This window comes from Arthrobacter sp. NPDC056886, from assembly GCF_042788715.1.
In the GTDB taxonomy this organism is placed as follows: Bacteria; Actinomycetota; Actinomycetes; order Actinomycetales; family Micrococcaceae; genus Arthrobacter.
In genome coordinates, this window is record NZ_JBHUBT010000003.1 from 296,066 (window position 1) to 318,768 (window position 22,703).

At 69.0% G+C, this 22,703-nt stretch carries 16 protein-coding genes and 1 pseudogene; 12 read left to right on the forward strand and 5 right to left on the reverse strand.

The window, feature by feature from the left end; genetic code table 11:
* The first annotated feature begins 2 nt into the window (after window positions 1-2).
* The 8 genes from ACFRJ8_RS07160 to hemL all read left to right on the forward strand — a co-directional run bounded on the left by ACFRJ8_RS07160 (window position 3) and on the right by hemL (window position 8,367).
* The gene (locus tag ACFRJ8_RS07160; RefSeq protein WP_377985420.1) at window positions 3-761 is read left to right on the forward strand and encodes a hypothetical protein; all 759 of its coding nucleotides are present in this window, start codon (window positions 3-5) and stop codon (window positions 759-761) included.
* Window positions 762-913: 152 nt separating this feature from the next.
* On the forward strand, window positions 914-1,660 hold the full coding sequence (gene hemQ / locus ACFRJ8_RS07165) for a hydrogen peroxide-dependent heme synthase (RefSeq protein ID WP_377985421.1): 747 nt from the start codon (window positions 914-916) through the stop codon (window positions 1,658-1,660).
* Window positions 1,657-2,937 (forward strand): ferrochelatase, encoded by a 1,281-nt coding sequence (locus ACFRJ8_RS07170; protein WP_377985422.1) that lies wholly within the window; start codon window positions 1,657-1,659, stop codon window positions 2,935-2,937. Before hemQ ends, ACFRJ8_RS07170 begins: the two co-directional genes overlap by 4 nt.
* Window positions 2,934-3,932, forward strand: coding sequence for a hydroxymethylbilane synthase (gene hemC, locus ACFRJ8_RS07175; RefSeq protein WP_377985423.1), 999 nt, complete (start codon window positions 2,934-2,936; stop codon window positions 3,930-3,932). The genes ACFRJ8_RS07170 and hemC overlap by 4 nt, the downstream gene beginning before the upstream one ends.
* Before the next feature lie 19 nt (window positions 3,933-3,951).
* Entirely contained in the window at window positions 3,952-4,929 is a 978-nt protein-coding gene (locus ACFRJ8_RS07180) for a uroporphyrinogen-III synthase (RefSeq protein ID WP_377985424.1), read from the forward strand.
* Entirely contained in the window at window positions 4,926-5,909 is a 984-nt protein-coding gene (gene hemB / locus ACFRJ8_RS07185; RefSeq protein ID WP_377985425.1) for a porphobilinogen synthase, read from the forward strand. Before ACFRJ8_RS07180 ends, hemB begins: the two co-directional genes overlap by 4 nt.
* Entirely contained in the window at window positions 5,906-7,006 is a 1,101-nt protein-coding gene (locus ACFRJ8_RS07190; RefSeq protein ID WP_377985426.1) for an LLM class flavin-dependent oxidoreductase, read from the forward strand. Before hemB ends, ACFRJ8_RS07190 begins: the two co-directional genes overlap by 4 nt.
* A gap of 29 nt (window positions 7,007-7,035) precedes the next feature.
* Window positions 7,036-8,367 carry a glutamate-1-semialdehyde 2,1-aminomutase gene (gene hemL / locus ACFRJ8_RS07195; RefSeq protein WP_377985427.1) on the forward strand — a complete coding sequence of 444 codons (1,332 nt, stop codon included), beginning with the start codon at window positions 7,036-7,038 and terminating at the stop codon, window positions 8,365-8,367.
* A gap of 113 nt (window positions 8,368-8,480) precedes the next feature.
* Here hemL and ACFRJ8_RS07200 read toward each other — a convergent pair whose 3' ends face one another.
* The 4 genes from ACFRJ8_RS07200 to ACFRJ8_RS07215 form a co-directional block, all read right to left on the reverse strand.
* Window positions 8,481-9,218 carry an amino acid ABC transporter ATP-binding protein gene (locus tag ACFRJ8_RS07200; protein WP_377985428.1) on the reverse strand — a complete coding sequence of 246 codons (738 nt, stop codon included), beginning with the start codon at window positions 9,216-9,218 and terminating at the stop codon, window positions 8,481-8,483.
* Complete coding sequence (locus ACFRJ8_RS07205; protein ID WP_377985429.1) at window positions 9,215-9,979, reverse strand: amino acid ABC transporter permease; 765 nt, start codon at window positions 9,977-9,979, stop codon at window positions 9,215-9,217. The genes ACFRJ8_RS07200 and ACFRJ8_RS07205 overlap by 4 nt, the downstream gene beginning before the upstream one ends.
* 3 nt (window positions 9,980-9,982) lie before the next feature.
* Complete coding sequence (locus ACFRJ8_RS07210) at window positions 9,983-10,918, reverse strand: transporter substrate-binding domain-containing protein (RefSeq protein ID WP_377985591.1); 936 nt, start codon at window positions 10,916-10,918, stop codon at window positions 9,983-9,985.
* 437 nt (window positions 10,919-11,355) lie between these two features.
* The gene (locus ACFRJ8_RS07215; protein ID WP_377985430.1) at window positions 11,356-12,066 is read right to left on the reverse strand and encodes a 3'-5' exonuclease; all 711 of its coding nucleotides are present in this window, start codon (window positions 12,064-12,066) and stop codon (window positions 11,356-11,358) included.
* Between the two features lie 97 nt (window positions 12,067-12,163).
* Between ACFRJ8_RS07215 and ACFRJ8_RS07220 the strand changes: the two genes are divergently transcribed.
* The 3 genes from ACFRJ8_RS07220 to ACFRJ8_RS07230 all read left to right on the forward strand — a co-directional run bounded on the left by ACFRJ8_RS07220 (window position 12,164) and on the right by ACFRJ8_RS07230 (window position 19,664).
* Complete coding sequence (locus ACFRJ8_RS07220) at window positions 12,164-12,580, forward strand: MGMT family protein (RefSeq protein ID WP_377985431.1); 417 nt, start codon at window positions 12,164-12,166, stop codon at window positions 12,578-12,580.
* A gap of 89 nt (window positions 12,581-12,669) precedes the next feature.
* Window positions 12,670-16,014: an ATP-dependent helicase gene (locus ACFRJ8_RS07225; protein WP_377985432.1), complete on the forward strand. Its 3,345-nt coding sequence runs from the start codon at window positions 12,670-12,672 to the stop codon at window positions 16,012-16,014.
* Window positions 16,011-19,664, forward strand: coding sequence for an ATP-dependent helicase (locus tag ACFRJ8_RS07230; protein ID WP_377985433.1), 3,654 nt, complete (start codon window positions 16,011-16,013; stop codon window positions 19,662-19,664). The genes ACFRJ8_RS07225 and ACFRJ8_RS07230 overlap by 4 nt, the downstream gene beginning before the upstream one ends.
* A gap of 750 nt (window positions 19,665-20,414) precedes the next feature.
* Here the strand turns inward: ACFRJ8_RS07230 and ACFRJ8_RS07235 are convergent.
* Window positions 20,415-21,366 (reverse strand): annotated as a pseudogene (locus ACFRJ8_RS07235) (macrolide 2'-phosphotransferase); the annotation flags it as partial.
* Window positions 21,367-21,676: 310 nt separating this feature from the next.
* Here ACFRJ8_RS07235 and nudC point away from each other — a divergent pair.
* Window positions 21,677-22,654 carry an NAD(+) diphosphatase gene (gene nudC / locus ACFRJ8_RS07240; protein ID WP_377985434.1) on the forward strand — a complete coding sequence of 326 codons (978 nt, stop codon included), beginning with the start codon at window positions 21,677-21,679 and terminating at the stop codon, window positions 22,652-22,654.
* Window positions 22,655-22,703: the final 49 nt, after the last annotated feature.

Sequence of the window (22,703 nt, forward strand, 5' to 3'; positions counted from 1 at the left end):
CGGTGCTGGCTGCCACCGCAGGGGTTCCGGCCTCACATGCGGCCACAGGGCTGTCCGCGGCGGCGTCCGCCGCGCCGTCGGCGCAGGGCTCGCTGACCCTCGGCCTCGATGACGTGCTGGAGGGCCTGCTGGGCTCCGCGACGCCGAGCCCCTCGCCGTCCGGCGGCTCGGACGACGACGACACTCCGTCGCGGCCACCGTCGCACGGCAGCAGCCCGGAACCCAGCGATCCAGAACCCAGTGACCCAGAGCCCAGCACTCCCCAGCCCACGGCCCCGCGCACCAGCACCCCGCCGTCGAGCACCCCGCCCGCGAAACCTGCGCCGCCCGCCGCCCCGCAGGTCCCCGGCACGCCGTCCGCTGCCCCGGCGCCGGGAGCTCCCGCCGCCGGCGGATCCGCCGGGTCCGCTCCCACCGGCGAGGCTCCCGGCCGGCCGGCACCGGGAAGCGGCGGCGCCGACCAGGCCGCCGAACCCCAGCCCGGGGCCGCAGTGCCGGCAGCAGGCAGCGGTACCGGCACGCCCGCGTTGCCCTCGCAGCCGGCCACAGCGCACCCTTCCCCAACCGGTTCAAACACAGCCGAATCAAACGCAGCCGGTTCGACCAAGGCCCCGGCCAAGGGTCACTCCGGCAACTCCTCCCTGGAGGCGACTTCGGTAGTGAAACCCGCCGGGCCGTCACCGCTGGTGGGCTGGGGCATCGGCCTGGTGGTGTTCTCGCTCGGCGCGGGCGTCGCGGTGGTCCGGATGCGCCGGAGCTGACAGGACCTTCTCTGACGGACCCGCCAGCCGCGGACCCGCCAGCCGGACGCGCCAGCCGCGGACTGCCCCCCGGGTGTGAAATAAAGCACTTCTACGCGTTGTAGAAGTGCTTTTTTTCGACTTAGCTGGGGAGAGGGGGCAGACTGGTATGCATGAGCCACACTTCTGCCGAATCTGTCACTAAAACCGGAATGCCAGCCCCCGGAGAATCAGTTGCCGGGGCAACGGCGCCCGAAGATTCAACCGAGCAGTTCTTCACCCTCTGGACCGTTTTCAAGCGGTCCGAGGACATCCTGCGCGGCCCTGATGCAGCCGAAGACTTCGAAGCGCTGATGAAAAGCCTCGCCGACGCCGGCGTTGTCCACCGCGGCAGCTACGACGTCTCGGCGATGCGAGCCGACGCTGACATCATGGTCTGGCTGCATGGTCCCCGGCCGGAAGCGCTGCAGCGGGCAGTCCGGGACATCCGGCGCAGCAAGCTGTTCGCAGGCACCGAGATCGTCTGGTCCGCTATGGGCGTGCACCGCGAGGCCGAGTTCGCCAAGAGCCACACCCCGGCGTTCTCCCGCGGTGTGGAACCCGCAGAGTGGCTCTGCGTCTACCCCTTCGTCCGCTCCTACGAGTGGTACCTCCTCCCGGACGCCGAGCGCGGCGCCATGCTCCGCGACCACGGAATGCTGGGCCGCGAATTCCCCCAAGTCATCTCCAACACGGTCTCCTCCTTTGCCTTGGGCGACTGGGAATGGATCCTTGGCCTGGAAGCCCCCGAGCTCGTGGACCTCGTGGACCTGATGCGCCACCTCCGCGCCACCGAAGCCCGGCACCACGTCCGGGAAGAAATCCCGTTCTACACCGGCCGCCGCGTTACCGCCGCCGAGATCGCCGAGGTCCTTGCATGAGTCCGTTGGATCCCCAGGAATCCGCCGCCTCAGTAACCGCCCTGAACCCCGTCACCGAGGCCGGCCGGATGGCCCCCAAGGAGTACGACGCCGTGCTCCTCGCCTCCTTCGGCGGACCCGAGGGGCAGGAGGACGTCATCCCGTTCCTCCGCAACGTCACCCGCGGCCGCGGCATCCCCGACGAACGGCTCGAAGAGGTCTCGCACCACTACCGGGCCAATGGCGGTATCAGCCCCATCAACGGACAGAACCGTGCGCTCAAGGCCGGCCTCGAGACCGAACTTGCCGCCCGCGGCATCGGGCTACCCGTTTTCTGGGGCAACCGCAACTGGGACCCGTACATCCCGCAGACCCTGCAGGAGATCTACGACGCCGGCCACCGCAAGGTCCTCATGCTCACCACGAGCGCCTACTCCTGCTACTCCAGCTGCCGCCAGTACCGCGAGGACATCGGCATGGCGCTGACGGAAACCGGACTCGACGGCAAGCTCGAGGTCGACAAGGTGCGCCAGTACTTCGATCACCCCGGCTTCGTGGAACCCTTCATCGAAGGCACCGCCGCCGGCCTTGCCGAGGTCCGTGCCCAGCTGGCCGCGGCAGGCACGCCGGACGCCCCCGTGCATATCCTGTTCGCGACGCACTCCATCCCGACCCGCGATGCAGAGGCCGCCGGGCGGTCCGAGGAGGAGCCCCGCACATTCGAGGAAGACTCCGCCTACGCCGCGCAGCACCTGGCATCCGGCAGCGAGATCATCCGCCGGGTGGAGGCCGGGACGGGCCTGACCGCACCGTGGTCGCTCGTCTACCAGTCCCGCTCCGGCGCCCCGCACGTGCCGTGGCTCGAACCGGACATCAACGACGCCATTGAGGAGCTCGCCGGCCAGGGCGTCAAGGGCATCGTGATTGTGCCGCTGGGCTTTGTCAGCGACCACATGGAAGTGGTCTGGGACCTGGACACCGAGGCCCTCGAAACCTGCGCCAGGCTGCATCTGGCGGCCACCCGCGTCCCCACACCCGGAACGCACCGCAAGTTTGTCGCCGGGCTCGTGGACCTCATCTGCGAGCGGACCGTCGCGAACAACATCTCCGAGCGGCCGCACCAGACCACGCTGGGCCCCTGGTACGACGTCTGCCGGCCCGGCTGCTGCGCGAACTTCCGCGGCGAAAAGCCCACCATCGCCGGAGCCGACACCACCGTCGGGACCGGACACGATCCCTACCCGGCCGCACCTGCGGCTCCGGCTACGGCTGCTCCGGCGGCCCGGGTGACCCGATGACCGTCCGGATCGGTACCCGCGCCAGCAAGCTGGCCCTGACCCAGACCCAGCAGACCGCGGACCAGTTGGCCGCTGTCGGCGGGTTCCCCGTCGAGCTCGTCCACATCCGGACCGAAGGTGATGTCCTCAAGGGCTCGCTGTCCCAGATGGGCGGCACCGGCGTCTTCGTCGCGGCGCTCCGCGACGCCCTGCTGCAGGACAAATGCGATGTCGCCGTGCATTCGCTCAAGGACCTGCCCACCGGTCCGGCCTTGGGGCTGAGCCTCGCGGCCACCCCGAAACGCGTCGACGTCCGGGACGTGCTGTGCGCCCGTGACGGGTTCAAGCTCGCCGACCTGCCCGAGGGCGCCACCGTTGGCACCGGCTCCCCGCGGCGTGCTGCCCAGCTCCGCGCCGCCCGCCCCGACCTAGACATCCGGGACATCCGCGGCAACGTGGACACCAGGCTGGGGCGCGTCCCCGGCCTGCCCGGCAACACGAACGACGCCGTCGTCGACGGCAAGTCCTGCGACCTCGACGCCGTCGTGCTCGCCGCCGCCGGGCTGCACCGGATCGGCCGGCTCGACGCGGTCAGCGAGTACCTCGAGACGGACGTCATGCTGCCTGCCGCAGGGCAGGGTGCCCTGGCGATCGAATGCCGCACCGCCGGTGCCCCCCGCCGGGCCGGGTCCACGGAAGGCTCCCAGGGCGTGCTGGCGCAGGCCCTCGCTGCCCTCGATGATCCGGACACCCGGCTCGCCGTCACGGCCGAGCGCGCTTTGCTGGCCCGCCTGGAGGCCGGATGCGCCGCCCCGGTGGGCGCCTACGCCTACCGCAAGGGCAGCATGCTGTACCTGGAAGCGGTGGTCTGCGCGGTAGACGGCACGGCAACCGTCCGCGACAAGAAGGCCACCGATGGCCTCACCGAGATCGGGGCAACGCTGCTCGGGATCGAGCTGGCGGAAGTCCTGCTGGCCCGCGGCGCCGCCGGCATCGCAGACCTGGCAGCTTCCTGAGCCGCGGATTCCACACTTCATGGGACGGCACAACGACCGCAACCACACGGGCGGCCCAGCCGGCACGCGGGTGCCGGACGGCGCCCGTGTGCTGGTTGCCCGCAGCCCGGACCGGGCGGGGGAGCTCGTCACGGCCCTCCGTCGTGTGGGCGCCGAGCCCTTGCTGCTGCCCCTGATCGACTTCGAGCAGGCGAGTGACCAGCACTCCCTCGACGTCGCCTTCGACGCCCTGGGTGCCGGGGGCTACACGTGGCTCGTGATCAGCAGCGTGACCACCGTCCAGGCCCTTGAGGCGAAGGCGGCCGAACGCGGCGCCTCCCTCAGCAGCTGGCTGCCCGGCAGCCTCCTCGTGGCCACGATCGGCCCGGCGACCCGCAATTTCCTGGAATCCCGGGGCATCAGCGTCGATCTCGCCCCCACGGGCCAGCAGTCCGGAACCGGCCTGCTCGACATCTGGCCCGCCAACCAGGGCAGCGTGCTCCTGCCCCAGGCGGACATTGCCGACCCGCGGCTCCGCAAGGGCCTCGAGGCCCGCGGCGCCTCCGTCCAGGCCGTCACCGCCTACAACACGGTGGACTATCCGGCCGATCCGCGCCGGGCCCTGCCCGCCTTCCCTCCCGGGTCTGCGACGGCCCCACCGCAGACCCTGACACAGGGGAGCGGTCCGGCCGGGCAGGACGCACGGCCGCCCACCGTGCTCACCGTGGCCGAGGCAAAGGCGGAAATCGGTGCCGGCCGGCTGCACGCCGTTGTCGCAGCGTCGCCCAGCGCCGCCCGCCGCATCCACGCGGACCTCGCCCCGCTGGGCACCTGCCGGTTCGTCGCCATCGGACGTTCGACGGCGGCCGAGGCAGCCTCCCTCGGACTGGGCGTCGCCGCCGTCGCCCAGGAGCCGACGGCGTCTGGCTTGGTTGCCGCCGTCGTCCGGTCCCTGGATTATCAGCACTCTCCACCTCATCCGTCAGCCGCAGAGTCTTCAGCAAAGGACACCATATGAGCTTCCCGACCCACCGCCCACGCCGGCTCCGCACCACCCCGGCCATGCGCCGGCTGACCGCTGAACACCGGCTCTCGGCGTCGGAGCTCATCCTGCCGGCCTTCATCCGCGAAGGCCTGACTGAGCCAAATCCGATCGCTTCTATGCCCGGCGTGCAGCAGCACACCACCGATTCGCTCCGGCGTGCTGCGGCCGAGGCAGTGCAGTTGGGCGTCGGCGGCATCATGCTGTTCGGCGTCCCGGCGGTCCGGGACGCGCGCGGGACGGCGTCCTTGGACCCCGACGGTGTGCTGAACAAGGCCATCCGGGACGTCCGGGCCGAGGTGGGCGACGAACTCGTGGTCATGAGCGACGTGTGCCTCGATGAATTCACCGACCACGGCCACTGCGGCGTCCTGGACGCCAACGGCTACGTCGACAACGATGCGACCTTGGAAATCTACGGCCAGATGGCGGTCGCGCAGGCCGAAGCCGGCGCCCACGTCCTGGGCCCCTCGGGCATGATGGACGGCCAGGTCGCCGTGATCCGGCAGGCACTCGAGGACGCCGGGCACGCCAACACCGCCATCGTGGCGTACGCCGCGAAGTATGCCTCCGCCTTCTACGGCCCGTTCCGCGAGGCCGTCGACTCGCAGCTGACCGGTGACCGCCGCACGTACCAGATGGACGCCGCCAACCGCCGGGAGGCGATCCTCGAGGTGGACCTGGACCTGGCCGAAGGCGCCGACATGGTCATGGTGAAGCCGGCCATGAGCTATCTGGACATCCTCGCCGATGTGGCCGCCATGAGCCCGGTCCCCGTGGCCGCCTACCAGATTTCCGGCGAGTACTCGATGATCGAGGCCGCTGCCGCGAACGGCTGGATCGACCGCCGGGCGGCCATCACCGAGTCCGTCTTGGGCATCAAGCGCGCCGGCGCCAACATGGTGCTGACCTACTGGGCGAGCGAGCTTGCCGGCTGGCTGAAGGAATCCCGGTGAACGCGGCCCCCGAGCCCGGGAACACCGCACCCATTTCCACCCCCACGGCGCCGGTCGGGTCCGACCGTATCCTCCTCGGCCTGAACACCTTCGGCGACGTCGGCGTCTTCCCGGACGGCCATCCCGTCCCGCACGCCCAGGTACTGCGCCAGCTCCTGGAGCAGGCGGAACTCGCGGACGACGTCGGGCTGCACGCCTTCGCGGTGGGGGAGCACCACCGCCGCGACTTCGCGGTCTCCGCCCCGGAGGTATTCCTGGCCGCGGCCGCCGCCCGCACCAAGAACATCCGGCTCGGCTCCGCCGTGACAGTGCTCAGCTCCGATGACCCGATCCGGGTCTTCCAGCGCTTCGCCACCGTGGACGCCATCTCCGGCGGCCGGGCGGAAGTCATGCTCGGCCGCGGGTCCTTTATCGAATCCTTCCCGCTGTTCGGCCTCGACCTGGCCGACTACGAGGTCCTCTTCGAGGAGAAGCTCGAGCTCTTCGACAAGGTCCGGGCACAGAAACCGGTCCACTGGGAGGGCCGCACCCGGCCGGCCATCAACGGCCTGAGCGTCTATCCGCCGCTGGAACACCACCTTCTGCCGACCTGGATCGGCGTCGGCGGCACCCCCGAGTCGGTGCTGCGCTGCGCGGAGTACGGCTACCCGATCATCTTCGCGATCATCGGCGGCCAGCCGCGGTCCTTCGCGCCCCTGGCCAACCTCTACCGGGAGGCCATGGCCAAGTACGGGCACCCGATGCAGCAGATGGCGACGCATTCACCCGGCCACGTCGCCGCCACGGATGAGGAAGCCCGGGAGGAATTCTTCCCGCACTGGCTCGAGCAGCGGAACAGGATCGGTGCCGAACGCGGCTGGGGTCCGGCCAGCCGGGGCGAATTCGATGCGATGTGCACCCCCGAGGGAGCCCTCTATGTCGGCTCGCCCGAAACCGTGGCCGCGAAGATCGCCCTGCTCAAGAAGAACCTGGGCGTGGACCGCTTTGATCTCAAGTACAGCAACGGCACCCTGCCGCACCCGGCCATGATGCGCTCCATCGAACTGTTCGGCACCGAAGTGGCGCCCCGCGTGGCCGCGCTGCTGGCCGCGCACTGACCCGGCCGCGAACTGAAAGAATAGAAACCATGACTTCCAGCATGCCTCGCAACGAGGAACTCTTTGACCGCGCCCGCCAACTCATGCCGGGCGGCGTGAACTCACCCGTGCGCGCCTTCGGCTCCGTGGGCGGGACGCCGCGGTTCATGGTGTCCGCGAAGGGCGCCTACCTGACCGACGCAGACGGCGCCGACTACGTCGACCTCGTCTGCTCCTGGGGCCCGGCGCTGCTGGGACACGCCCACCCGGAGGTCCTCGCCGCCGTGCACGCCGCCGTCGACCGCGGGCTGTCCTTCGGCGCCTCCACGCCGGACGAGGCCAACCTCGCCGGCATCGTCAAGGAGCGCGTCCCGGCCGCCGAGCGCGTCCGGATGGTCTCCACCGGCACCGAGGCGACCATGACTGCCGTCCGGCTGGCCCGCGGCTTCACGGGGCGGAACCTGATCATCAAGTTCGCCGGCTGCTACCACGGCCACCTCGACGGCCTCCTGGCCGCCGCGGGCTCCGGCCTGGCGACCCTCGCGCTGCCCGGCTCGGCCGGCGTCACCGCCGCGACTGCCGCCGAAACCCTCGTGCTGCCCTACAACGACCTCGACGCCGTCGAAGCCGCCTTCGCCAAGCACGGCGACAGCATCGCCGCCGTCATCACCGAAGCCGCTCCCGCCAACATGGGTGTGGTGACCCCCGGCGACGGCTTCAACGCAGGCCTGTCCCGGATCACCCGTGAGCACGGTGCCCTGCTGATCCTCGACGAGGTCCTGACCGGCTTCCGCACCGGCTACTCCGGCTACTGGGGCCTGACCGGCGGGGCGGCCGACGCCGCCGAGCCGTGGGCCCCGGACCTGCTGACCTTCGGGAAGGTGATTGGCGGCGGCATGCCGACGGCGGCCCTCGGCGGACGCGCGGACGTCATGGACTACCTGGCGCCCGTGGGTCCCGTCTACCAGGCCGGAACACTGTCCGGTAACCCGGTGGCCATGGCCGCTGGCGTCGCGACCCTCACGCACGCCACCCCCGAGGTCTACTCGTTCGTGGACGCCCGCTCGCTCGAACTCTCCGCGGCGCTGTCCTCCGCGCTCGACGCGGCTGGCGTGGACCACTCCATCCAGCGTGCGGGCAACCTGTTCTCCGTGGCCTTCGGCACGGGCGCCCGCGGTGTCCACAACTACGACGACGCCCAGGGCCAGGACGTCTTCCGCTACGCCCCGTTCTTCCACTCCATGCTGGACTCGGGGGTCTACCTGCCCCCGTCGGTCTTCGAAGCATGGTTCCTCTCCGCCGCCCACGACGACACTGCGATGAACCGGATCTTCGACGCCCTGCCGGCGGCGGCGAAGGCGGCGGCCGGCGCCAAGCCGTAGCCTGCCCCCGGCGCCAAGTGCCCGGCGTCGGGCTTTATTGGCCGGCATCCTTAAACGACTGATGGCACCCGCAGCGGCGGGTGCCATCAGTCGTCAATGTTGACGCAGGTGAACTAGAGAACGTCCGCGAGGAACCCCTGCAGCCGTTCGGTCTCCGGGCTTGTGAAGATCTGTTCCGGCGGACCGGATTCGACCACCACGCCGGCGTCCATAAACGTGACCGTGTCCGAGACATTGCGGGAGAAGCCCATCTCGTGGGTCACCACCACCATGGTCATGCCGCCCTTGGCGAGGTCGGCCATCAGCGCCAGGACACCCTTGACGAGCTCCGGGTCCAGGGCCGAGGTGGCCTCGTCGAAGAACATCACCTCCGGCTTCATGGCCAGGGCGCGCGCAATGGCGACGCGCTGCTGCTGGCCACCGGAGAGGTTCGCGGGACGCGCGTCGGCCTTGTGCTTGAGCCCCACGAGATCGAGCTGTTCAAGCGCTTCGGCCTGGGCCTGCTCGGCCGGCAGCTTGCGCAGCTTCCGCAGGGCGAGCGAGACGTTGTCCACCACGGTCTTGTGCGGGAACAGGTTGAATTGCTGGAATACCATGCCGATCCGCTGGCGCAGCTCGTCAGGGTTGTCCTTCAGGACCGAGCGGCCGTCGAGCAGGATGTCGCCCTGGTCCGGTTCGATCAGGCGGTTCATGACCCGCAGCAGCGTCGACTTGCCCGATCCGGAGGGGCCGATCACCGAGGCGGTGGTGCCCTTCTCGACGTTCAGGTCGATGCCGCGGAGGACATGGTTCGAGCCGAAGGACAGGTGCAGGTTCTTGCCGGTCAGCGAACCGGAGGCAAACTCGCTCATGGCTGTGCTCCCTTCCCGATCAGGGCCGCGGCGTCGTCCGGCTGACGTTTCTCCGGACGGCCGGTGCGCAGGCGGTTGTCGATGTAGTTGACCAAGTGGGTGAGCGGAACGGTCAGGATGAGGTACATGAACGCCGCGGCAACCAGCGGCGACAGGTTCCCCGTGTTGGCGGCGGCGTCGTTACCGATCCGGAAGATCTCGCGCTGGCTGGCGATCAGGCCCAGCAGGTAGATCAGGGACGAGTCCTTGATCAGCGCGATGAACTGGTTGACCAAGGCCGGGAGCACGCGGCGGATGCCCTGCGGAATCACCACGAGGCGCATGGACGAGCCATAGCTGAAGCCCAGGGCGCGGGAGGCCTCCAACTGGCCCTTTTCCACGCTCTGGATGCCTGAGCGGAAGATCTCGCCGATGTAGGCCGCCGCCATGAGGGTCAGGGCGAAGATGGCGAGCGGGAACGGGTTGGTGGATCCGGTCGTGACGCGGATCACGGGTCCCAGCCCGAGGCCGATCAGGAGGATGATCACAATCGCCGGGACGCCGCGGAACACGTCCGTGTAGATCCGGGAGAGCCAACGCAACGCAGTGATGCGGGACGTGCCCATGACGGCCAGGACCATGCCCAGGATGCACCCGAGCACGCCCGCGGAACCCGCCAGGATCAGGGTGTTGGGCAGGCCGAACATAATCATGTTCGGTAGGACGGCTGCCATCGCCTCCCAGTCAAAGAAGGTCTTTACGAGCTGATCGAGTGCATCCATGGACTAGGACTTCGGAACGGTGACGGCCTTGGAGCCCGGGGACCACGTGGCCGGGGTCTCGCGGTCCGGGTACCATTCCTTGGTCAACCTGGACCAGGTGCCGTCGGCAATCACGGCGTCGAGGCCGGAGTTCAGCGCGTCGATGAGCGGCTGGTTTTCCTTGTTCACGGCGTACGCGGTGAAGTTCTGGGTGTTCACAACCGACTCGGCGATGACGGTGCCGTCGCCTTCCTTGACCTGGCCGGTGGCCTGCTGGGACGGAGCGACCCAGGCGTCAACCTGTCCGTTCTTCAAGTTGGCGTATGCGGTGTTGTAGTCCTCGAAGCGGACGGGCTCGATCTGGAGCGTGTTGGTGACGTAGTCATCCTGCACCGTGCCCTGGACCACGGCGATGCGGGTGTCCTTGGTCAGGTCCTTGAACCCCTTGATGTTGGAGTCCTTCTTGGCTACCACGGCCATGTAGCCGAAATCGTAACCGTTGGTGAAGCCAACGGTCTTGCGGCGGGCGTCGGTGGTGGAAATCGAGGAGGACCCGAGGTCGAACTGCTTGTTCTGGACCTGGGCGAGCAGCGACGCGAAGCCGGTCGACTTGAACTCCACCTTGAGGCCCAGCTTGTCCGCAATGGCGCGCAGGAGTTCGTTGTCGTAGCCGGTGAACTTGCCGGACTTGTCGATGTAGATGTTCGGCGGGGCGTCCGAAAGGGTGCCCACAGTCAGGGTTCCCTCACTCAGCAGGCCGAGCTTGGACTTGTCGATCTTGTCCAGGGGAGTGACGTCCTTGGTGGTGTATTTGTCCAAGGATTTCTGGTCGCTGCCCTGGAGGGCATCGGTCGATGACGCCGTTGACGGCGCCGATCCGCCGCCGCACGCTGCAAGGGAGACCGCCACGGCGATGGCCACGGGAACGGTTGTCAGCCACTTCAAGGCTTTGCTTTTCATCACGCAATCACTTTCGTCTGAAATTCAGTGGGTCGCGGGAGGCTCATCGGGGCCCCCGGCCGCTGGCTTGGGCGCCGGGTGGAGCAGACCACCGCGAAAGATAATTGTGTCATCCCACGTGGACGCTCATTCAATCCGAACGAATCGTGGCTGGCGCATGCGTTCTACGAAGTATCTTCAGGATCCGGCCTGATCGCCGGCGATCCTGGTAGCGCGTGCACGGAGAGGCGGAATCATCGGCGTCGGGGCTAGCGGCAGTTCGAAGCCCCAGGCGGTGTGAGCTCCGTCGCAATCACTGGAATTACGCGCCTTGGGGGTCTAGGTAAACGGTTCCACTGTCGAACGTTTCGTTTTAAGAAGTGCTCCCGCGCCGGTTTCCGGACGTCCAGGAGTCCCGAGTTTAGAGTCCGGAATTCAGATCCCGGCGTTCAGAAATCCTAAAAGTCGCCGCGGCTGGCGTCCTCAGGAGGCAGGACGGGCCAGTCACCTTCGATCACAGCGGCGGGCTTCGTCTTGCGGAGGTAGCTTTGGAAATCTGCGGCCTGGGCCGAGGCCCATTCGACCTGGAGCTGGTGCAGGTGGCTCGCCGGCATCCTGAGCTTGGGGAATTTTCCGGCCATGGCATCGAGCATGCGCAGGGTTGCCAAGGCGTCGGCGGCCGACGTGTGGGCGTTGTCCAGGCCGACGCCGTATTCCTCGCAGAGGGCGGTCAAGGTGCGCTTGCCCTTGCGGTACCGGTCCACCTGCTTGTTCATGATATAGGGGTCCAGGACGGGGAAGCGGCTCAACTGGGGGACGCCGTAGCGGGCCGATTCGGCCGCGAGCACGGTGAAGTCGTAGCTGGCGTTGAAGGCGATAACGGGCACGCCGTCGTCGAACAGCTCCTGCAGCACGGCGGCGAGTTCGCGCGTCACCTCCATTGCGGGGCGACCTTCGCGGCGGGCCTGCTCGGTGGTGACGCCGTGGATATCGCTGGCCTCGGTGGGAATCTCCACGCCGGGATCGGCGAGCCACTCGTGTTCCTTGATCACTCCGCCGGCGGAGTCCACCACGGTGACCGACGCCGTGACGATCCGCGCCGAGCGGGAGTTGCGGCCCGTCGTTTCAAGGTCGAAGGCGGCGCGGGGGAGGCTGTTCCAAGTGCTCATGCGTCAACGCTACCTGCTGCCTCCGACAGTTTTTGACCGCCGTGCCCGCGTGCCGTCCGGGCACCGTTCCGGAGTCTGGAACGGCTAGGCTGGATCGATGCGGACGGAGTATGTGGAGGCTGTGCTGGAGCTCGTGGCGATGATCCCGGCCGGCGCGGCAGTGGCCTATGGCGATGTTGCAGAACTCCTCGGCGCCGGCGGCCCGCGCCAGGTTGGCTCGGTCATGAGCCACCATGGCAGCAGCGTGCCCTGGTGGCGTGTCCTGAAGTCCAGCGGGGACGCGCCTCCCGGCCTCGAGCACGAGGCCTTGTCGCTGTATCTGCAGGAGGGGACGCCGCTGCTGGGCCGTTATGAGGACTTCCTCCGGACCGGCGAGGGCCGCTGGCGCGTTGACCTGGCGGCCGGCCGGTGGGCGCCCACCGACGCCGACTTCGACCGGATCGATGCCATTGCTGAGCGGCTCGAGCGGGAGTCGCATAAATTGTCGGTACCCGATGATGAAATGACTGTGTGAGTACCCCCAGCCACGGCCAGAATGTTGAACAGGCAGAATTCAAAGAGACACAGTTTGAACAGGCAGAGTTTCAACAGGCACGGTCTAAGGTGACAAAGTTTCCTTCTGCAGGGCTGCGCCTGTTGCCGCCCCGGACCCACCACAGCGCGGTCCCGTTGCTGTCGCCGGACCAGCTCGACGCCGTCGAGCTCCCGCCCGGTTCCGGGCCAGTCCTGGTGCCCGGAGCGCCCGGCACCGGAAAGTCGACGGTCCTCGTCGAGGCCGCCGTCCGCCGCACCCTGCGGGACGGCCTTGATCCGGAGCGGATGCTCATCCTGGCGCCCGGAAGACTCGCCGCGGATACGCTGCGCGACCGCTTCACGGCCCGCTTGAACCGGAGCCTCAGCACGACGCCGGCGCGGACCTGGGCGTCCTATGCCTTCGATCTGATCCGCCGTGCCAAGGCCGAAGGCCTCCTCCCGCTTCCGCGCCAGCCGAAGCTGCTCTCCGGTCCTGAACAGGACCTGATCATCAAGGAATTGCTGGAAGGCCATGCGTTGCCCGGCCTCGAGCTGCCGTGGCCGGAGGACCTGGGCGCGGCCCTGCAGACCCGCGGATTCCGGCAGGAAGTGCGCCAGCTCTTTGACCGGATTATTGAATCCGGGCGGACGGCCGAGGACCTCGTGGCGTTGGCCCGGCAGTGCAACCGGCCCGACTGGATTCCGGCGGCCGCACTGTACTCCGAGTACCGCGATGTCCTGGATTTGCGCATGCCCGAGGCCTTCGACCCGGCCGGCATCATCACTGCCGCACGCCAGATCTTCCAGGACTCACCGGATTTCCTCGCCGCCGAGCGCGACCGCTTGCAACTGATCCTCGTGGACGACATCCAGGAGGCGAACCCCGCGGTCTTCGAACTGCTGGCCGACATCGCCGCCGGCAAGGACGCCATCATCACTGCCTCGCCGGACACGGTGGTTCAGGGCTTCCGCGGGGCACGCCCCGACCTCGTGGCGGAGCTTCCCCGTCTCCTGGCCACTGACGGGGCGATCCTGGAACGGCCGCTGTGGATCGCACATCGGCACGCCCCGGCCGTGGCAGAGGCATGGCTGTCGGTGGCCGGGCGCATCTCCCGCAGGTCCGGCGGGCAGTCCGCACGAAGGCTCGAACAGCCAGAACAGGCCCCGACGCCGGCCAGGCCGCCGGTCCCGACGCCGGGATCTGCTGTCCCGACGCCGGACGGGCCGCCCCGCGCCGACAGCCGCCCGGGAACGGTCCAGGCCCACCTGCTGCCGTCGCCGGTCCACGAACTGCGGTACGTGGCGCAGCGGATCCTCGAGGCCCAGCTGAACGACGCCCGGGAACTCGGTGACATTGCCGTGATCGTGCGCAACGGCGGCCAGCTCAGCCAGCTGCAGCGGTACCTGGCCGGCCAGGGGATTCCGGTCCGGATTCCCGTCGCCGAATCCGCTGTCCGGGATGAGGTTGCGGTCCGTCCACTCTTGGATGCCTATGCGGTGGCCCTGGACCCCGCGGCGCTCACGCCCGAGTCGGCCGTGTCCTTGCTGACGTCGCGGATAGGCGGCGCCACCTCGATTGAGTTGCGGAGGCTGCGGCAGTCGCTGCGCCGGGAGGAACTCCTGGGCGGCGGCGGACGCACCAGCGACGCCCTCCTGGTCGAAGCTCTGCTGGAGCCGGGGGCGCTGGCGACGCTGGGCATCGAGGGGCACTCGGCCCGCCGGATCGCCCGGATGATCCGGGCGGGGCAGGACGCCGCCGAGGCCCCCGGAGGTAACGCCGAGACGGTGCTCTGGGCGCTCTGGCATTCCACCGGCCTGGCCTCCCGCTGGACCGAGGCCGCCCTCGCCGGCGGATCGGCCGGTGCCCGGGCCGACCGTGACCTCGATGCCATGATGGCGCTGTTCCATACCGCGGAACGCTTTGTCGACCAGCTGCCGGGCTCCGGCCCGGAGCAGTTCCTTGAATACCTGCTGAGCCAGGAACTGCCCATGGATACCTTGGCCGCGCGGGCGCAGCTGGAAGACGCGGTGGAGCTCATGACCCCTGCCAGCGCCGCCGGCCGGGAGTGGCCGGTGGTGATTGTGCCGGGAGTGCAGGAAGGCGTGTGGCCCAACACCCGGCTGCGCGGCGAGCTGCTCGGCAGCACCTTGTTCGCCGACGCCGTCGAACACGGGGTGGAGTATGCCCTGCGGTTGGATCCGCAGAGCCGGCTGCGCGAAATCCGCTATGACGAGCTCCGGAGCTTTTCTACCGCGGTGTCCCGCGCCCGGGAGGTGCTGATCTGTACGGCCGTGTCCTCGGAGGATGAGCAGCCGTCCTCGTTCCTGGACTATGTGGCGCCGCTGCAGCCGGGGCAGGACCGCCGGGGCTTTACCCCGGTCGAGCGTCCGCTGACCCTCAGGGCGCTGGTGGCGGAACTGCGCCAGTACGCCCAGCTCGACCCCAGGGCAGCCGAATCGGCCGAAGCCGCGGCCGTGTTGGGATCCCTGGCCACGGCTCAGCCGCCGGTTCCCGGCGCGCACCCCGCGAGCTGGTGGGGACTGGCCGGGTTGTCCTCGGAGGAACCGGTGGTTCCCCCGGGCGGTACCGTATTCGTGTCGCCGTCGAAGGTCGAAACCGTGCAGAAATCGCCGCTGGACTGGTTCGTCCAGGCTGCCGGCGGAGAAGCCGCGACGGATTTTGCCCGGAGCCTGGGAACGCTGGTGCACGCCATTGCGCAGGACCTTCCGGACGCCTCGGGCAGCGAATATGTCGCGGAACTCGTCCGGCGCTGGCCCACACTGGGGATGAAGGACAACTGGGAAGGCAAACTGGACTTCCAGCGTGCCGAGTCCATGGTCCGCAAGCTCGCCCAGTATGTCCTCGTGATGCGCAGCGAGGGCCGGAGCCTGATCGGCGTCGAACAGGACTTTGAGGTGAAGCTGCCGGACGTTCCGGCGGAGACCACCAGCGGACCCGGATCCGAGCCCGGCGACGGCGGGAGCATCGGGCCGGCGCGGCCCGCCGTGCTCCGCGGCCAGGTGGACAGGCTCGAGATCGACGCCGAGGGCCGGCTGGTGATTATCGACCTCAAGACCGGCAAACGCCAGCCCGGCAAGGCGGATCTGGACCGCCACCCGCAGCTCGGCGCCTATCAGGCCGCCGTTTTAGCCGGCGGCTTTGCGGGCCCCGACGACGGGCCGCCACCGCTGCCCGGCGGGGCCGTCCTGGCGCAGCTGGGCACCACAACCAAGAGCCCCGGCATCCAGGCCCAGGCCCCACTGGACCCGCAGGACAACTGGGCGCTGGAGATGGTCAGCGACGCCGCCCGCGTCATGTCCGGCAGTGTATTCCAGGCCCGTCACGATCCGTCCAAGGGAGGCCACGGCGGCCACGGCTGCCGGCTCCCCGAAGTGTGCCCGCTGTGTGTGCGGGGAAAGCAGGTTACTGAATGACCTCCGAGGCGCCGGCGACCGGCCTGGCCGGACCGGATCCGGCACCGCTTCCCCTCCCGGAGCCGCTTCCGGAGCCACGCTTCAGCCCGGAGGAGCTGTCTGGACTGCTGGGGGAGAACAACAGTCCCACTGCCGAACAGTCCCTGATCATTTCCTCGCCCCTCACACCGCGGCTCGTGATCGCCGGGGCAGGCTCGGGGAAGACTGCCACCATGGCGGACCGGGTGGTCTGGCTCGTTGCCAACGGCTGGGTCCGGCCGGAGGAAGTCCTCGGCGTCACCTTCACCCGCAAGGCCGCCGGTGAACTCGCCTCGCGGATCAGGGCCAAGCTGGCCGCGCTGGCGCGCATCGCGGCGGCCGACACCGGGAACACTCTCTTCCCGGCCGGGCTGCTGAGCACGGATGCGCTCGAACCCAAAGTCTCCACCTACCACTCGTACGCGAGCGGCATCGTGTCCGACTACGGCCTCCGCCTCGGCGTGGAACGCGACGTCGTGTTGCTCGGCGGCGCCCAGTCGTTCCAGCTCGCCAGCGAGGTGGTGGAAGCCTTTGACGGGGACTACGAACACTTCCGGTCCGCCAAGTCGACCTTGGTTAAGGCCGTGATCCAACTGGCAGGAGAGTGCGCGGAGCACCTGCAGGACCCGGCCCAGGTCCGTGGCTGGCTGCTGGAGCGGATCGCCGCGTTCGAGTCGCTGCCGTATGTCGCAGAGGCCAAGAAGAACCCCACCCAGGCCGCGGGCGAGCTCAGCGCGATGCTGCGCACCCGGGCCAGCGTCGCGGATATGGTGGGACGCTATTCCGCGGCGAAGCGCGCCCGCGGTGCCCTGGACTTCGGCGACCTCGTGGCCCTGGCGGCGCGGGTGGCCAGCGAGATTCCAATAGCCGCCCAAACGGAGCGCCAACGCTACAAGGTAGTGCTGCTCGACGAGTTCCAGGACACGTCGCACGCCCAGCTGGTGCTGTTCTCCCGGCTCTTCGGCGACGGCCATGCGGTCACCGCGGTGGGGGACCCGAACCAGTCCATCTACGGATTCCGGGGAGCGTCGGCCGGGCAGCTTTTCCACTTTGTCCGCGAATTCCCGATCCTCATCCACGGCGGAGGCACCGCCCACCGCACCGGCGCGGACCAGGGAGTCGGCGGGGACCAGGGAATCGGCGCAGACCAGGGAACAGCGGAGGACCTGCAAAGCGGTCCGGCCGGCCCGGCCCGGCGCTTCGCCGTGGCGCCGACGTCGTATTTGACCACCGCGTGGCGCAACGGGCGCAACATCCTGGCCACGGCCAACCTCATTTCGGCACCGCTGAGCAAGGCGGCGGCGAACCTCGGGGCCGCCGGGGCCCGGGAAACTGCCGATGCCGTCGAGGTGCCGCCGTTGCAGCCCAGCCCGGCCGCCGTCGAAGGCAGGGTCGTGATGGGACGCTTCGCCACGGACGAGGCCGAGGCCGCGGCGATCGCCGCAGACGTGCTGAAATTCCGGGTAACGGACTTCGATGCCCCGCAGTCCGCCGACCTGGTTCCGCCGGCCATGGCTGTACTCTGCCGGCGGCGGGCACAGATGGAATGCATTCGCCGCGAATTCGAAGTCCGGGGCATTCCCTATGAAATCGTCGGACTCGGCGGGTTGTTGGACACACCGGAAATCATCGATCTGGTCGCCACGCTCCGGGTGCTGGCCGACCCCGGCCGCTCGGACTCCCTCATGCGTCTGCTGGCGGGCGCGCGGTGGCGGATCGGCCCGGCCGACCTGATGGCCCTGCGGGACTGGTCCAGTTTCCTGGCCCGCCGTCGGGGCCGCCCCGGCGGCCTGGACGCCGACGGGGCCGGGGGTGGCGCCGCGGATACTGACGATGACGCAGTGATTGAAGGCGACATCACGGATTCGGCCAGCCTGGTCGAGGCCCTGGACTGGCTGCCCCGCGACGGCTGGACCTCGGCGCACGGCCGCAGGCTGAGCCCGGAGGCCCTCGGCCGGCTGCAGCGGCTCTCTGACGAGCTCAGGCAGTTGCGCAGCTACATGGGGGACGATCTCACCACGTTGCTGGGCGAGGTTGAACGGGCGATGCTCCTGGACATCGAAGTTGCGGCGCGGCCCGGGATCAGCATCCACCAGGCCCGCCGCAACCTGGACGCCTTCCAGGACGCAGCGGCGGGGTTCCTGCACACCTCCCAGCGGGTCGACGTCCTGGCGTTCCTCGCCTGGCTGGAAGCCGCGGCGGCCGAGGAAAATGGTCTCGATGCCGCCGCGCCGGAGGTGAACCATGAGGCTATACAGCTCCTGACCGTGCATGCCTCCAAGGGGTTGGAATGGGACGTCGTGTTCGTTCCCGGGCTCAATGCCGGGGCGTTCCCCAGCAGCAGGGACTCGCGGTGGAGCAGCGGCAGTGCGGCATTGCCGTGGCCGTTGCGCGGTGATCGCGCCGACCTGCCCCAATGGGACCTGGACCAGCCGGACCAGAAAGGCTGGCTCGACGCCGAGAAGGAGTTCAAGTCCGCCGTCCAGACGCACGGCGAAGCCGAGGAGCGGCGCCTGGCCTACGTGGCCTACACCCGTGCGAAACACGTGCTCTGGATTTCAAGTGCCGCGTGGGTGGGATCCCGGGCCGGCTTGGCTGAGATGTCCCCGTTTCTTTCCGGGCTGGAGGGCCTCACCGCGGAAGGCGCAGCCGAAATCCACCCGCTCTCCGTCAGCGAGGACGCGCTGCCGGACGAAAGCCCCTTGACCTCTGAACTCGAAGTCGCCGCCTGGCCCTACGATCCCCTGGAGGGGCCGCATGATCCACGGACGGGGAAACGGCTGCGTCTTGTCCCAGGCCGGCGCGCGGCCATGGAATCCGCCGCGGCCCGTGTCCTGCAGGCAATGGACGCCGGCCCGGACGGCCATGTGGTCAGTGATGCGGACACCGTCGCGGCTCTGTCGCACCCCGGCGGCGGACGGCGTCCGGTCCTGCGCGGTCCTGCGGCCGGATGGGCCAGGGAAGCGGCCACTTTGCTGGAACGCCGTTCCCGGCGCTCGGTAGTTCAGGACGTGCATTTGCCGGGCCATATCTCGGCGTCCACTCTGGTGGACCTGGAAGATGACGCAGGCTCCGTCGTGGCCCGCCTCCGCAGGCCGGTCCCGCGCGAACCGGGGATGTCGGCCCGCAAGGGCACGGCCTTCCACGCATGGGTGGAGGAATACTTCGGCGCCGCCGGGATGCTGGACCTGGGCGAGGCTGCCGGCGCTGACGACCACATTGACGAGGCCTACGGCCTGGATTCCATGGTGGAAACTTTCCGCCAGTCCGAGTGGGCGCACCGCGCTCCCGCCCATGTCGAGGTCCCGGTCGAGACACGGATTGGCGACGTCGTGGTCCGGGGCAGGATCGACGCCGTGTTCCGCGACGCCGACGGCGGCTGGGACCTTGTGGACTGGAAGACCGGTCGCCGCCCCTCGGCGGCCCAGCTGAAGGTAAAGGGAGTCCAGCTCGCCGTCTACCGCTTGGCCTGGGCCCGGCTCCAAGGTGTCCCGTTGGAGGATGTCCGGGCCGCGTTCTACTACGTGGCAGACAACCAGGTGGTCCGTCCGCACGACCTCGGGTCAGCGGAACAGCTTGAGGGAATCGTGGCAGCGGCGCTGGGCAGGACATCGCCGGCGCGGGGCGCCTAGCCGGTTTCTGCCTGCCGGAGCGCGCCTACCGGTGCGAGCCAGCCGGCAGGCGTCAGCCCTCAACTTGCAGGCGCCCTGACTGAACTGGCAGGCGGCGCCGGTTCTAGCGGGAGGTGGTGTCGACCACCGTGATGGCGGCGGTCGACGTGTTGTCGCCCGAGCCGGGCTTCGCGGCGGAGTCCGTCTGCACTGTGGAATCCAGCTGCGCGGCTGGATCCGCCCGGATGACGGCGATAGATTGTGTCGACGTGTCGTCGGTGGCGGGGACCCCGGCCTCAGCTTTTTCCCCGGTTTCACCGGCGTCGGCGTCCGGACGCTCGGCCTGTGGGGAATCGTTTTTGGTGACATCAGCCTCGGCGGCGGCGTCGGATGCGCGGGAGGGCTCGGTGATGTCGCCGGTGGATCCGGCGCCCGGCTCGGCGTCGGCGCTTGCCACTATGTTTCCGGCTGTGTCCTCAACGGTGCCCGTGTCGGCGACAGGCTGCGCGACAGCCGCCGGTGCGCCAGCCTCCGGCTCCCGCGGGATCGGCGTAACGTGCACAGCGGGTATGGCGCTGATTCCGGCTGAGGCAGCCCCGGCCGGGGCTGCGCCGGGTACCGGCTCCATGGGCAGCAGCGTGACCTTACTGACGGCGGGTGCCGTCCCGTTGCTCGGAAGTGCCGGAGCGGCCGGAGCCGCGGGCTCCGCCGTCGGCCCATCGGCATCGGCACCGGTAGCGCCTTGTTCCGCGCCGGCTTCGGGTGCCGCGACCGGTTGCGGCAGCGGTTCCACGCTGATGGGCTGGCCGCCGTGTTCCGCGACGTCGTCGGCCAGGGTGGCGAGCATGGACTCAGCCTCGTCGATCATGTCCTGGTTGCTGGCGGCCATGCCCTTGACCAGATACTGCGCCAGGGCGAATTCGGCGGACAGCGCAGCCCGCCGCAGCAGATGGGCATCGGGAACATCGCGCCGGTTGGAGGTGTAGTGATCCAAGACCGCGTTCACGAAGTCCTGTTCGTTGGAGGCGACCAGCCAGGCCATGTCATCGGCCGGGTCGCCGATGCGCAGGTCTGTCCAGCCCGTCACGGCGGTCACCCGGTCGCCGTCGACCAGCAGGTTGTCCTCGTGGAGGTCGCCGTGAACGACGCATGGATTGAAGCGCCAGAGGGAGACATCTTCCATGGCGTGTTCCCAGCGCCGCAGCAGCAGCGGCGGGATTTTTCCGGTCGTGGCGGCCTGGTCCAGTTCATTGAGGCGCCGCTGGCGGAATTCGTTGGGGGTGTAGCTGGGCAGATCGGCATTGCTCACAAGTGACCGCGGGAGGTCATGGATCGCAGCCAACGCTGCCCCGATTTCGCGGGCGACGGCGGGGGAGCCGCTGCTGAGGTCGTCCAAGGAGCGGGTGGCGCCGGCCAGGTGCGAGTAGACGAACGTGCTGAGCTGGCCCTGCCGGACAGTTCCCGCCACCGTGGGCATAAGGAACGGCAGTTCGGCCCGGATGCCGGGAGCGAAGGCCCGCAGAACCAGGAATTCGGTTTCGAGCCGGGCGCTTGCTTCGGCGTGCCGGGGGGAGCGGACGCGCCAACGCTTGCCCTCTGAGTCCAGCAGGAGGGCTGCGTCGAAGTCGGCCGGATCGTCGGGCGCGGAGCTGACGGCGGTCGGGGTCAGGCCGGGGACCGCCGCTGTGGCTACAGCTGCCAGTTCGATAGGTTTCCTTCTCACCCTTCCACGGTAGGTCGAGCGGCGCCCAAGACGGCGATGCACTCCGGCGAGTCTTGAGATCGGGCGTAAATGAGGGCAAAACTAGGGTTAAATCTGCGGCAAACGGCCTATCCCGCTCACGCCGTGGAGCACGCGGCGGCGGGGGTGGCAAATGTCAATTGTCTGCCCGAGTCAGTACGGTGGGTATATGAGTCTTGCGGAGTCACCGGCATCATCACAAGCATCGTCACAGGCATCAGGAAAAACCCCCTCCGGATCCTCGGCACCTGAAGGTGCAGTACCGCCGGTTCATCTGCCGGCAAACCACCTGATGGAGACGGTCCTTCCCGTGCGCCCGGCACTGATAGACCGCGGATCCGCGGCCCGGGTGAATCCCGGAATGCTGGCGGAGCTGGTCAGTTCAGGTTCGGCACAGGCCGTGGTGCTCTCCGGCCGGCAGGCCCTCGTCAGCGACAGCAGCCTTGTTCTGCTGAACGCGGCCGAGCTCGCCGGGCACCTGGCGAACACCCCGTATGCTCCGGAACACGTGATCTACCTCGGTTCGGCCCTGGCGGGTTCGGACCTCGACGCCGGCACCGAGCTCGTCCTCTTCGTTCTGCCGCTCCAGTTCGAAGTCCGGGCCGAGGAGTTCGAGGCCCATGTGGCCGGCATCCCCAGCGATGCCCAGTGGGCGGGCTTCCGCGATGTCGCGGCACGCTTGAACGCCACGGACACGGCGCTGTTCATCGAGGCCAGCGCCATCGCCAACTGGCACGCCACCCATACCCATTGCCCGCGCTGCGGCACCCCCACGCAGCCGGAGGCAGGCGGCTGGGTCCGGCGCTGCCCGGCGGATAACTCCGAGCACTTTCCCCGGACGGACCCGGCCATCATCGTGACCGTGGTGGGTCCCGACGGAAGACTGCTGCTGGGCGGAGGCGGTCCGCTCGACGCCCGGAACTATTCGACCCTCGCCGGCTTCGTCGAGCCGGGGGAGTCGCTGGAACAGGCAGTGCAGCGCGAGATCGGCGAGGAAGTCGGGGTCCGCGTCACCGCCTCCCAGTACCTCGGATCGCAGTCCTGGCCGTTCCCCGCCTCCCTGATGCTGGGTTTCACGGCCACCACGCCGGATACCGAAGCCCGGCCCGACGGCGTCGAGGTCACCAGGGCGCGCTGGTTTAGCCGGAGCGAACTGCAGGAGGCGGTCCTCAGCGGCGAGATCGTCATTTCCAGCAGGCTCTCCATCGCCCGGTCCCTGATTGAACACTGGTACGGCGGCGTCATTCAGGACGCCGCGGACAGCGCCTGACCCGGCCAGCCCCCATCCGCAGGACACCGACTACTGACTGAGCAGCAAG